This window comes from Curtobacterium sp. CFBP9011 (assembly GCF_034045095.1).
Classification (GTDB): Bacteria; Actinomycetota; Actinomycetes; order Actinomycetales; family Microbacteriaceae; genus Curtobacterium.
This window is the reverse complement of the sequence record NZ_JAXCWN010000003.1, coordinates 274,036-286,494: the sequence shown is the minus strand read 5'-3', so window position 1 is coordinate 286,494 and position 12,459 is coordinate 274,036. Positions and strand designations below refer to the sequence as shown.

At 72.7% G+C, this 12,459-nt stretch carries 9 protein-coding genes and 1 tRNA gene; 3 read left to right on the top strand and 7 right to left on the bottom strand.

The features are described 5' to 3' along the window. Window positions 1-52 precede the first annotated feature (52 nt). Both SOM35_RS08700 and SOM35_RS08695 read left to right on the top strand, forming a co-directional pair. A tRNA-Ser gene (locus SOM35_RS08700) sits at window positions 53-137 on the top strand. A 359-nt stretch (window positions 138-496) separates the two neighbouring features. Beyond that, on the top strand, window positions 497-1,138 hold the full coding sequence (locus SOM35_RS08695) for a hypothetical protein (RefSeq protein ID WP_320515087.1): 642 nt from the start codon (window positions 497-499) through the stop codon (window positions 1,136-1,138). A gap of 55 nt (window positions 1,139-1,193) precedes the next feature. Here the strand turns inward: SOM35_RS08695 and SOM35_RS08690 are convergent, their stop codons facing one another. Further along, complete coding sequence (locus SOM35_RS08690; protein WP_320515086.1) at window positions 1,194-3,266, bottom strand: helicase HerA-like domain-containing protein; 2,073 nt, start codon at window positions 3,264-3,266, stop codon at window positions 1,194-1,196. Window positions 3,267-3,332: 66 nt separating this feature from the next. After that, window positions 3,333-4,589 carry a multidrug effflux MFS transporter gene (locus SOM35_RS08685; protein ID WP_253463725.1) on the bottom strand — a complete coding sequence of 419 codons (1,257 nt, stop codon included), beginning with the start codon at window positions 4,587-4,589 and terminating at the stop codon, window positions 3,333-3,335. 294 nt (window positions 4,590-4,883) lie between these two features. Between SOM35_RS08685 and SOM35_RS08680 the strand changes: the two genes are divergently transcribed. Next, a complete protein-coding gene (locus SOM35_RS08680) occupies window positions 4,884-5,465 on the top strand; it encodes a TetR/AcrR family transcriptional regulator (protein ID WP_320515085.1) in 582 nt (193 codons plus the stop codon). 18 nt (window positions 5,466-5,483) lie between these two features. Here SOM35_RS08680 and SOM35_RS08675 read toward each other — a convergent pair whose 3' ends face one another. From SOM35_RS08675 to SOM35_RS08655, 5 genes are all read right to left on the bottom strand, one after another. Then, window positions 5,484-6,059, bottom strand: coding sequence for a substrate-binding domain-containing protein (locus SOM35_RS08675; RefSeq protein ID WP_320515084.1), 576 nt, complete (start codon window positions 6,057-6,059; stop codon window positions 5,484-5,486). 29 nt (window positions 6,060-6,088) lie between these two features. Further along, on the bottom strand, window positions 6,089-7,474 hold the full coding sequence (locus tag SOM35_RS08670) for an MFS transporter (protein ID WP_320515083.1): 1,386 nt from the start codon (window positions 7,472-7,474) through the stop codon (window positions 6,089-6,091). A 114-nt stretch (window positions 7,475-7,588) separates the two neighbouring features. After that, window positions 7,589-8,734 carry a cystathionine gamma-synthase gene (locus SOM35_RS08665; RefSeq protein ID WP_320515082.1) on the bottom strand — a complete coding sequence of 382 codons (1,146 nt, stop codon included), beginning with the start codon at window positions 8,732-8,734 and terminating at the stop codon, window positions 7,589-7,591. 136 nt (window positions 8,735-8,870) lie between these two features. Further along, a complete protein-coding gene (locus SOM35_RS08660) occupies window positions 8,871-10,235 on the bottom strand; it encodes a cystathionine beta-synthase (protein ID WP_320515081.1) in 1,365 nt (454 codons plus the stop codon). 210 nt (window positions 10,236-10,445) lie between these two features. Then, the gene (locus tag SOM35_RS08655) at window positions 10,446-12,347 is read right to left on the bottom strand and encodes an ABC transporter ATP-binding protein (RefSeq protein WP_221850437.1); all 1,902 of its coding nucleotides are present in this window, start codon (window positions 12,345-12,347) and stop codon (window positions 10,446-10,448) included. Between the last annotated feature and the right edge of the window lie 112 nt (window positions 12,348-12,459).

Here is a 12,459-nt window from a genome sequence, read left to right as displayed (position 1 = left end):
GCACCCTCGCAGACCTGTACCATGGGGTGTCGTCACCGCGAGGTGATGGCTCGGAGGATTCGCCTAGTGGCCTATGGCGCACGCTTGGAAAGCGTGTTGGGTGCAAGCCCTCGGGGGTTCGAATCCCCCATCCTCCGCAGGAACCAGACAGAACCCCCGCAGCATCAGCTGCGGGGGTTCCGTCGTTCTGGTCTCCCCCAGCCGGGAGGCCCGTCCACCGCTGGTCCCCCAGGCTGCGGACCGGTCCGCACCCCGTCTCCTGCGGACCCTCCGGAAAGCGGTACCCGGCCTGTCCGGCGGCCCGTTCCTCCCCTATGCTGACCGGACCGAGCACGCCGGAGGGACCCGGTCGGGCTCGGCACCATCGGACGGCACAGACGCCGTCCCGGGCCGACCACGAGTCGTGCCCGGCGCCATCGTCGCTCGCACACCGAGCCCCGTCTCCCGGGGCGGTCGTCGGGCGGTCCGGCGCAGTCCGGGGACCAGGAGGCCTGCCGTGGGGGCAACGACGGCGCGAGCGACACCGCTCGACACCAGCACCGCAGACGTGGTCATCCGACCACGCGCTGCCCTCGTGCGTTCCACGGCACTGAGCATCGGCTTCTCGGCCGTCCCGATCGCCGTCGCCGTCGTCTGGGTCGCCGTCCCGAACGGTCCCTGGCTCGTCGTCGGCGCCGTGGTCGGGCTGTTCACCCTCGCCGTCCTGGTGGCGTTCCTGCGCCTGCGTTCGTCCTTCGTGGCGGTCGACCCCGACCGGGTGGCGATCCGGGGGGTCCTCAGCGCGCGACGGTCGTTCTCCAGGGCACAGGTGCACGAGGTCGTGCTCGCCGCCACGCACGGCGCCGCGGTCGACCGCACCAGCCGCGAGCTCGTCGCCTTCGACGCGAACGGCGAGACGCTCTTCCGGATGCGCGGCGAGGTCTGGGGCGACGACGGCATCGACCGCCTGGTCGACACGCTCGACGTCCGCACCACCCGCTTGGCCCGGCCGATGTCGACGCGGGAGTTCACCCGGCGCTGGCCCGGCATCCGCGCCTGGTACGAGCGGCCCCGTGCCTACGTGCTGGTCGGTGGCGTGACCGCGCTCGCCGTCGGGGGGCTGCTCGTGGCCGAGGCCGTGGGGCTCGCCCGCCGCTGACCGTCCCGGCGCCGCCGATGTCGGCGCTCCGGCGTCGGCGCCACCGATGTCCGTGCTACCGACGTCGACGCAGCGTCGAGAAGACGCCGCGCACGACCTCCTTCGCGATCGACCGTCCGAGCGAGCTGCCCAGCGCACCGCCGAGCAGGTCGCTCAGCGGATCGCCGCTCGCCCGCGAGGTCGAGGACCGACCGGACCGTGACGACGACCGCGACCGCCGCTCCGCTGCAGCTCGGTCGGCGCGCTCGATGTCCCGCTGCGCCTTCTCGTACTCCGCCTGCGCCGCCGCCCGCTCCTTCGCCTCGCGCTTCGCGTCGGCAGCCGCCCGGCGGGATGCCTCGACCCGGGCATTCGCGTCCGCACGTTCGGCATCGGCTGCGGCGTCTGCAGCGACCTCGGCGGCGTCGTCGGCCGCCGCCTGGGCTGCGGCCGCCTCGAGTCGGCGGGCGAGCATCTCGTGCGCCGAGTCCGGGTCGACGCGGGTGCCGTAGGTCGCCAGCAGCGGTGAGGCGTCGACGCGCGCCTGCATCACGTCCGCCGGCATCGGGTCCATCGAGCCGCGCGGTGCCCGGAGCCGGGTCCACGCGACCGGGGTCGGTGCGCCGCGTTCGTCCATCACCGTGACGATCGCTTCACCGGTCGCCAGGGAGGTCAACACCTGCGCCAGGTCGTAGTCGCTCGTCGGGTACGTCGACACCGCGGCACGGAGGGCCTTGGCGTCGTCGGGGGTGTGCGCGCGGAGCTGGTGCTGGATGCGCGACCCGAGCTGCGCCAGGACCTCGCTCGGCAGGTGCTCGGGGCTCTGGGTGACGAAGACGATGCCGACGCCCTTCGACCGGATCAGCCGGACCGTGCGGACGATCTGGTCGCGGAAGTCCTTCGAGGCACCGTCGAACAGCAGGTGCGCCTCGTCGAAGAAGAACACGAGTTCCGGTCGGTCGCGGTCCCCCACCTCGGGCAGCTCGTTGAACAGGTCGGCGAGCAGCCACATCAGGAAGGTCGAGAAGACCTGCGGCCGGTCCTGCACGCCCGGCACCTCGAGCAGGCTGACGATCCCCGGGCCGTCGGCGGCCGTCCGGAGGAACAGCCGGGTGTCGATCTCCGGCTCGCCGAAGAACTGGTCGGCACCGGCGTCGGCGAACGTGATGAGTTCGCGGAGGATCACGCCCGCGGTCTGCTTCGACAGCCCGCCGAGCTCCGCCAGGTCCGCCTTGCCCTCGGCGCTGGTCAGGAAGGTCAGGACGCTCCGCAGGTCGGTGAGGTCAACGAGCGGCAGCCCGGCGCGCTCGGCGTGGTGGAACACCAGGCCCAGGGACGACTCCTGCGTGTGGTTCAGCCCGAGGACCTTGGCGAGCAGCAGCGGGCCGAACCCGGACACCGTCGCCCGGATCGGCACGCCGGTCCCCTGCCCGCCCAGGGAGTACAGCTCCACCGGCACCGCGGCGGGCGACCAGTCCTGCCCGATCCCCGTCGTCCGGTCGAGCAGACGGTCGTTCGGCGTGCCGGGCAGCCCGAGGCCGGACAGGTCGCCCTTCACGTCGGCCGCGAAGACCGGCACCCCGGCGGCGGCGATCTGTTCGGCGAGCAGCTGCAGGGTGCGGGTCTTGCCGGTGCCCGTCGCGCCGGCCACCAGGCCGTGCCGGTTGAGCATGCCGAGCGGGATGCGGATCTGCACGTCGGGGAGCGCGTCGCCGTTCACCAGCGCGCCGAGTTCGAGCACGCTGCCCGTGACCTGGTACCCCTGCCGGACCAGGGCGACCGCGTCGGCGTCGAGCGGAGCCGCGGACGCGGGAGCGGGCGGAGCCGCCGTCTCGGGAGCGGGCGGAGCCGCCGTGCCGGTCGGCTCGGGTGCCGGCGCGACCGCCTGCACGTCCGCCGGCTCCGCACCGGACGCGATCGGAGCCTCCGCAACGGACATGACCGGGGCCTCCGCACCCGACGTGACCGGAGCCTCCGCCCCGGCTCGCACCGCCGCCGCGAGCTCGTCCGCCCGCCGCGCCGCGTCCTCGGCCAGCCGCACCGCTTCGTCCGCTGCGGCCCGCGCAGCCGCCGCCGCTGCTGCCGCTGCCTCTGCCGCTGCCGCTGCCGCTGCCGCTGCCCGGGCCTGCTCCACCGCGTCGTCGTCCATGCGGCACAGCCTAGGGACGCGCCGGTCCCGCCGTCCGGCCGGACGGCGGACCTGTGGAGAACCCGGTCAGTGCGTCAGTGCCGGGACGGTCCGGGGCCGCACGACGACCCACAGGACCAGGATCGCGACGGCTGCCGTGCAGCCCATCACGAGCGCCATCGGGGTGGCGGTCGAGATGCCGAGCAGTCCGACGACCGGTGAGATGAGCCCGGCGACGCCGAAGTTCAGGGCTCCGAGGAGTGAGGCGGCGGTGCCGGCCTCCTTGCCGTGCGAAGCGAGTCCGATCACCTGCACGAGCGGGAACGAGAACCCGCAAGCGGCGATGTAGAACCACAGCGGGATGAGCACGCCGACCAACCCGGCACCGAGCTGGTCGAGGACCACGATCGCCAGGGCGGCGAGGAACAGCGTCGCCGTCGAGCCGACCAGGATCCACTGCGGACCGACCCGCTGCGCCAGCCGCGACGAGATCTGCACCCCGAGTACCACACCGACGGAGTTCACCGCGAAGAGCAACCCGTACTGCTGTGGATCGAGCCCGAACACGCCCTGGAACAGGAACGGTGACGCGCTGAGGTACGAGAACAGCCCGCTGAACACCATCGCGCCGATCAGGGCGACGCCGACGAAGATCCGGTCCGAGAACAGCGCCTTGTACCGCTGCCCGATGGTGGAGTGCCCGGACTCCTGGCGTCGCTCCTTCGGGAGGGTCTCGACGATGAGCAGGATCGACGCGATCACGACGGCGGTGCCGTAGCAGGCGAGGAACACGAAGATCCCGCGCCACGAGACGAACCGCAGCATCTGCGACCCGATCAGCGGCGCGAGGATCGGCGCCAGGCCGTTCACCATCGCCAGGCGCGACAGCATCCGGACGAGGGGCTTGCCGCCGAACAGGTCACGGACGGTCGCCATCGCGACCACACCACCGGCCGCGGCGCCCATGCCCTGCAGCACGCGGAACACGGCGAGCACCTCGACGTTCGGCGCGAGGGCGGCGCAGATCGACGCCACGACGTGCACGCTGGTCGCGATGATGAGGGGCAGTCGGCGTCCGACCTTGTCGCTCCACGGGCCGACGAGCAGCTGGCCGATCGCGAAGCCGATGGTGGTCGCCGTCAGGGTGAGCTGGACGGCGCCCTCGGAGATGCCGAGGTCGCGCTCGAGCGACGGGAACGCCGGCAGGTACAGGTCGATGGTGAACGGCCCGAGCGCCGTGAGCGCTCCGAGCACGAAGACGTAGACCAGACGCTGACCACGGGTCAGGGAGTCGCCGGGATGCAGGATGGTCTTGTGGGGACCGGTGGTCGCGGGCGCGGACACGAGGGGATCCTCCGAAGGGGACGAGGGAGTGGGATCGGCCGCTCGAATCGATTCGGTCCGTTCCACCATGGTACGGGTTGCGCCGGACGGGCGACAACCGTCGGACGGGACGGCCCGCGCTCCACGGCTCGATCGCACCCTGCCCGGTCGCCGCCTCGGCCGGGGCACCGACGGGAGGCCCGCCCACCGTCCTCGATGCCGGTGCGGCGGACGTGTGGCCGGGCCGGGCGGTGCGGTACGGTCGGACTCCCGACCCGCGCTCGTCGCGGGACCGATCGAGATGGGAGGAGCGTCATGGTCGACGCTCGGATCCTGCACACGACGGCCGCACTCCGCGAAGCCGTCCTGCGCCTCGCCGCCGATCGTCCGGTCTCCGAGATCACGGTCGCCGACGTCACCCGTGCCGCCGGCATCAACCGCGCGACGTTCTACTCGCACGCGGTCTCCCCCGGCTCGTTGCTGGCCGACGTCCTGACGCCCGAACTCGACCGGATCCGTGCGGACGACGCCGAGGCCCGCCGCGTGGCCGTCGAGCGGGGTGCGGGCCCGGACGACCTCGCCGCCATCACCCGGCGGGGCATCAACGCCGTCGTCGACCACGTCACCGCACACCGCGAGATCTACGCGCTCGCCCTGCCCGACCCGGCGGACGCCTCGCTGCACCGCCTGCTCGTCGACCACTTCACGGTCTCGAGCACGATGCACATCCAGGAGCTCGACCCCGCGATGAAGCCGGAGCTCATCGACGAGGTCGCGGCGGGCTTCGTGGCCCAGGGCTTCGTCGGCGCGATCGAGGCCTGGCTCGGTGGCCCGCGGCGGTCCCGGAAGGCCCTGGTCGAGACGATCACCCGGTCGTTCCCGGCCTGGTGGAGCTGACCAGCCCCTCCGCGCCTGCTACTGCTTCGTCGGCTCCTCGCCGCGCTGCAGCGCCGACACCGTGTCGACCGCCCGACTGACCAGCGCCGCGTCCGAGTCGCCGCCGTCGACACGGTAGTCCGACGACAGTCCGTCGTTCCCGCCCCCGGAGGACGGCAGCGCCCCGTCGAGCGCGACCACCACGACCCCGGCGTCGTGCGCGGTGCGGAGCTCGGTGCGGAGCGCCGACGCATCCGCCGCACGGACGAGCAGGGCCTTCGCACCCGTCCGGACCAGGTCGTGGACCGCCGCTCGCTGCCGAGCGGGCTGGTCGCCGGTGGCGACGCGGATGTCCGGGCGGAACCCGGCCTCGGTCAACTCCTCACGGAACCGGGTGGCCAGGGAGCGGCCGTCGCCCGAGTCGCTCGGGGTCCCCGCGTCCTCGGTCAGCACGACACCGATCACCGCGTTCTCGGCGAAGCCGCCGTCGGAACTCGTCAGGTCGGTGCTCCGGACCGGGGTGGGAGCGGCGGTGGTGGTGCCCGTGCAGCCGGCGAGCACGACCGTCGCCGCCGCGAGGGCGGCGGTCAGGACGGCGACTGCAGTGCGGCGCACGGTTCCTCCTCGTTCCGGGGTCTGCCAGGCTACCCGTCCGACACCGGCGGGGGCGGGACCGCTCCGAGTCGGCGGACGGCGACGAGCCCCACGAGGGCGATCAGCGTCATCGCCACGAACACCAGCGTGAAGGCGACCGGCTCCTCCCGACCGCCCGCGGCCGTGAACAGCAGCCCGGCCACCGCGAGGCCGACGACGCTGCCCGAGGCGTCCGCGATCGTCAGGGCGGAACTCGCGAAGCCGTCGTCGCCCTCGCGCGAGAACCGGAGCGTCAACATCGACGTCCGCGGGTAGGCGACTCCCATCCCCGCGCCGCCGACGAACCACCCGGCGACGAGCACCCAGGCGGGCAGACCGACGAAGGCCACCGCGAGTGCCGACAGCAGGCTCACCAGGACCAACCCGAGCCCCACGGCGAACGCCCGGGCCGCGGGCAACCGGTCCTCGCCGAGCCGGCCGTGCGCCCAGCTCGCCGACGCCCAGCTCACCGCCGCCACGGTCAGGGCGAGCCCGGCGGCCGAGGCGCTCAGCCCGTGCTGGGCCTGCAGCAGGAACGGCACGTACGCCTCGCTGCCGAAGAACCCCGCCGCCAGGACGCCGCGGAACAGCACCACCGACGGCAGGCCCGGCCCGCCGGTGAAGGTCCGTCGCGGCAGCAGCGGGCGGAGTGCCGCCCAGGCCCCGACGAGCCCGACGACGACCGAGGCGACCCGGACCGGCACGGGCAGGTCCGGGGCGAGGTTGAGCAGCAGCACCGCTGCGGCGGCGCCGACCGACCACCCGATGCGGCTGCCCTGCCAGGGCGGGCGTGCCTCCAGGGCGGGTGCGTGCAGACGGCGGAGCGTCGGGACCAGGCACGCGAACGCGACCACCGCGATGCCGAGCGCACCCGCGAACACCCAGTGCCAGCCGAACGCATCGGTGACGATGCCCGCGAGCGCCGGACCGATCAGTGCCGGGACGACCCACGCCGCGGCGAACCCGGCGAACACCGCACCGTGCAGCTCGGCGGGGAAGACCCTGGCGACCAGCACGTAGAGGACGACGTCGATCGCGCCGGCGCCGAACCCCTCGACCAGTCGTCCGGCCAGGAACACCGGCATGGTCGGGGCGAGCATCACGATCGCGGTGCCGACCGCGAACAGAGCCGCGGACACCCACGCGACGACACGACCACCCGCACGGTCCGTCCAGTTGCCCGCCAGCACCATGCCCGGCACGCCTGCAGCCAGGGGTGCGGCGAAGCTCAGCGAGTACAGCGCCTCACCGTGCAGGTCGGCGGCGATCACCGGCATGATCGTCGTCATCGCCAGGTTCTGGAACGCCGAGACCGCCACGATCGCGACCATGCCCACGGTGGCGACGAGGTGGCGAGGCTCGAAGAGGCTCGGCCGCGTCGCCGTCGTGGAGGTCACCCGTTCATCGTAGGACGGTCGAGCCGGACCCGGCACGGGCGCCCGGCCCGCCCGGGCCCGGCCAGGCCCGCCTCGGCCCGGCCTGGCCCGGGTCCGTCCGCGGTCGGCGACCGCTCAGCGCTCGAGCGCCTGCTGCACGTCCGCGACCAGGTCGCCGGCGTCCTCGATGCCGACCGACAGGCGGACGACGTTCTCCGGGACGGCGAGCTCGGTGCCCTTGACCGACGCGTGCGTCATCTCGCTCGGGTACCCGATGAGCGACTCCACCCCACCGAGCGACTCGGCCAGGGCGAACAGCTCGGTCGACTCGGCGAACCGCTTCGCCGCCTCGGGACCCCCGGCGAGCGCCACCGACAGCATGCCGCCGAAGCCGCGCATCTGCTTCGCCGCGACGTCGTGCCCCGGGTGCTCCGGCAGACCCGGGTAGTAGACGTGCTCGACGGCAGGGTGGGCGAGGAGCGCCTCGGCGACGGTCTGCGCGTTCGCGGAGTGCCGCTCCATCCGGACGCTGAGGGTCTTGATCCCGCGGATCGTCAGCCACGCGTCGAACGGCGACGAGATCGCGCCGCCGCCGAACTGCACGAACGCGACCTGCTCGGCGAGCTCCTGGTCACGGAGGACCACGGCGCCGCCGACGACGTCCGAGTGGCCGCCGAGGTACTTGGTCGTCGAGTACACGACGACGTCAGCGCCGAGGGCGATCGGCTGCTGCAGGGCCGGCGAGGCGAAGGTGTTGTCGACGACGACCAGCGCGCCTGCCTCGTGCCCGATCGCGGCGAGGGTCTCGATGTCGGCGATCTTCATCAGCGGGTTCGTCGGGGTCTCGACCCACAGCACGGTCTTCGCCGGGCAGTCGGCGAGTGCGGCACGGACCCGGTCGGGGTCGCTCATCTCCACCGTGACGAGGTCGATCCCCCACGGCACGTGCAGGCGGTTCGCCAGGCGGTGGGTGCCGCCGTACACGTCGTTGCCCATGACGATGCGGGCGCCGGGCTCCAGGTAGGCGCGGAGCAGGGCGTCCTCCCCGGCCAGGCCGGACGAGAACGAGTACGCCGCGACGCCGCCGTCCAGGTCGGCGAGGAGCGTCTGCAGCGAATCGCGGGTCGGGTTGCCGGACCGCGAGTACTCGTAGCCGCCGCGCAGGCCGCCGATGCCGTCCTGCACGTAGGTGGAGGTCAGGTAGAGCGGCGGGATGACGGCGCCGGTGGGGCCGTCCGGCTCCTGGCCGGCGTGGATGGCGCGGGTGCTGAACTCGGTCATGTCGCGGGTGCCCCTTCCGGGAGGCTCGGTGCGGTCTGGGTGGGTCGGGTCGCGGTGGGCGTCGGCTGCGTCGCGTGCCGCTGCGCGGACGTCGGCTGGGCCGGCGTCGGCTGCGTCGGGTGCTGCCGGGCCCGCGTCACTCGGAGAGGTAGGTGAGGAGGTCGTGCCGGGTGAGGACCGTGACGGGCTTGCCGTCGTTCACGACGAGCAGCGCGTCGGCCCCCTCGAGCGCCTTGCGGGCCGCGGCCAGGGACTCACCGATGCCGATCAGCGGCAGCGGGTCCCCGACGAACGGCGCGAGGGCGTCGGCCATCCCCGCGGCACCGGTGAAGACGTGGCCGAGCAGGGCCTTCTCCTCCACCGCGCCGGCGACCTCGCCCATCACGACCGGCGGTTCGGCGCTGAGGACCGGCATCTGCGAGACGCCGTACTTCGTCATGATGTCGATGACGTCGCGGATGGTGTCCGACGGGTGGGCGTGCACGAGGTCGGGCAGACGACCGTCCTTGCCCGCGATGAGGTCCCCGACGGAGCGTTCGTCGTCGGTCTCGGCGAAGCCGTACGAGCGCATCCACCGGTCGTTGAAGATCTTGCCGAGGTAGCCACGGCCGCCGTCGGGCAGCAGGACCACGACGACGTCGTCCTCGGACAGGGAGTCGGCGGCGCGGAGCGCGGCGACCACGGCCATCCCGCTCGACCCGCCGACGAGCAGCCCCTCCTCACGAGCAAGGCGGCGGGTCATCGCGAACGACTCGGCGTCGGAGACGGCGATGATCTCGTCCGGGATCCCGGCGTCGTAGGCGGCCGGCCAGAAGTCCTCGCCGACACCCTCCACCAGGTAGGGGCGACCGGTGCCGCCGGAGTAGACGGAGCCCTCGGGGTCAGCGCCGACGATCCGGACCCGCCCCTCGGACGCCTCCTTCAGGAAGCGCCCGGTACCGGAGATCGTGCCGCCCGTGCCGACGCCCGCGATGAAGTGGGTCAGCTGTCCCTCGGTGTCCCGCCAGATCTCGGGACCGGTCGTCTCGTAGTGGCTGCGGGGGCCGTTCGGGTTGGCGTACTGGTTCGGCTTGTACGCGCCCGGGATCTCGCGCACCAGCCGGTCGGACACCGAGTAGTAGGACTCCGGGTCATCCGGCGCGACGGCGGTCGGGGTGACGACGATCTCGGCACCGTACGCGGTGAGGACGTTCCGCTTGTCCTCGCCGACCTTGTCCGGCAGGACGAACACGCAGCGGTAGCCCCGCTGCTGGGCGACGAGCGCGAGTCCGACGCCGGTGTTGCCCGAGGTCGGTTCGACGATGGTGCCGCCGGGGCGGAGGTCGCCGGAGGCCTCGGCCGCGTCGAGGATCCGCGTCGCGATGCGGTCCTTCGACGAGCCGCCCGGGTTCAGGTACTCGACCTTGACCAGGACGGTCGCCCGGATGCCCTCGGTGACACGGTTCAGCTTGACCAGCGGGGTGTCGCCGACCAGGTCGACGACGGAGTTCGCGTAACGCACTCATCGAGTCTAGGCGGCGCATCCCCGCTGTCCACGGAGTGCGTCGCCCGGTTTCGGGGCTCCCCGGGAGCACCCGTTGCCCGGTGCCCGAGCGCCCGTCGTCGACCCGGCCGAGACCCCGCGTCGGCCGCTGTCCGCCCCGGCCCGGCCCAGGGCGGCCGGGTCGGTCCGGGGTCAGCCCCGACCCGAGACCACCGGGTCGTTCCGGGGTCAGCCCCGGCTCGAGACCACCGGGTCGCTCTGCTGCTCGTGCAGCGTCGCGTACGTCCCGCCGCGGGCCAGGAGCTCGTCGTGCGTCCCCTGCTCGGTGATCTGCCCGTGGTCGAGGACGAAGATGACGTCGGCGTCGCGGATCGTCGACAGCCGGTGCGCGATCGAGATCGTCGTCCGCCCGCGCGCAGCGGTGTCGAGCGCCGCCTGCACGACGCGCTCGGAGATCGAGTCGAGTGCACTCGTCGCCTCGTCGAGCACCAGGACGGGCGGGTCCTTGAGCAGCACCCGGGCGATCGCGATCCGCTGCTTCTCGCCGCCGGAGAGCCGGTAGCCCCGCTCCCCCACGATGGTGTCGTACCCGTCCGGGAACGACGCGATGGTCTCGTGGATGTTCGCCGCCCGCGCCGCCCGTTCGAGCTCGGCGTCCGTCGCGTCGGGCTTGGCGTACCGCAGGTTGTCGCCGATCGACGAGTGGAACAGGTACGTCTCCTGGCTCACGATGCCGATGTGCGCCATCAGGTCCTCGTGCACCAGGTCACGCACGTCCTGTCCGGCGAACCGCACGGAGCCCGCCGTCGCCTCGTAGAGACGTGGCACCAGGTACGAGATCGTGGTCTTGCCCGCACCCGAGGGGCCGACGAATGCCGCGAACTGCCCCGGCTGCAACTCGAACGAGACACCCCGGAGGGTCGGCTTGTCCGGCTCGCCGTCCGGGTAGGCGAAGGAGACGTCGTCGAAGGCCACGTGCCCGACGCGGTGTTCGTCGACCGGCTTCGCGGTGGCGGAATCCGTGATGGCCGGCTTCAGGTCGAAGTACTCGAAGATGCGGGCGAACAGCGCCCCGGAGGTCTGCAGGTCGAGCACGACCCGGAGCAGGCCGACCGTCGGGAACAGCAGCCGGGACTGCACGGTCGTGAACGCGACGATCGTGCCAGCGGTGATCGGGACGCCGCCTTCGATCAGGTACGCCGCCACCAGGTAGATCACCGCGGGGATGATCGACAGGAAGATCTGCACGATGGCGAAGAACCACTGGCCGGACATCTGTTGGCGGACCTGCAGGCCGATCTGGTTGCGGTTCTCGTCGCCGTAGCGGTGGATCTCGCTGCGCTGCTGGTTGAAGCTCTTCGCGAGCAGGATCCCCGACACGCTCAGTGTCTCCTGCGTGATCGCCGTCATGTCCGACAGCGACTCCTGCGTCTGGGCCGCGATCCGGGCGCGGACCTTGCCCACCTTGCGCTGCGCGATGACGAGCAACGGCAGGAGCACGACGGCCACCAGGGTCATCTGCCAGCTGAGCAGCAGCATCGCGACGACCGCCGCGATGACGGTCACGGTGTTGCCGAGCACGGACGAGATCGTGTTGTTCAGCACGCTGGCGACACCGCCGACGTCGTTCTGCAACCGGCTCTGGATCACGCCGGTCTTGGTCCGCGTGAAGAACGCGAGCTCCATCCGCTGCAGATGCCCGAACAGCCGCATCCGCATGGCGCCCATGACCTTGTTGCCGACCGTCGCGGTCAGGTAGGTCTGCCAGACACCGATGCCGGCGCTGAGGATCCAGAGCCCGATCATGGCGCCGACGAGCACGGCGAGCACCGGCACGTCGGGGCGTCCGCCGGGCGGGAACAGCCCCCGGTCGAACGCCTGCTGGGTCAGGAGCGGCGGGACCACCGACACCGCTGCCCCGATGAGGACGAGGACGACCGTCAGGCCGATCGAGCGGCGGTGCGGGACGAAGAGCCCGGCGATGCGGCGGAGCAGGTGCGGGATCTGGGGCGCTTCGGCGTTCGCGGCACGCTGCGCGTCCGGGTCTCCGCTGGAGATCCGGCTGCGGCCGTGGCCGCCGCCGGGCCCGCCACCACCACGCATCCCGCCGCCACCGGCGACGGAGCCCATCTGACTCATCGACACCCTCTCCACGCCTCGCGGCGTCGTCCTCGCATGAATGTACGCCCGCGCACCGACCCGGCCCGACGCGTTCGCCGAGGGCTGTGGACGGAGGTGATCC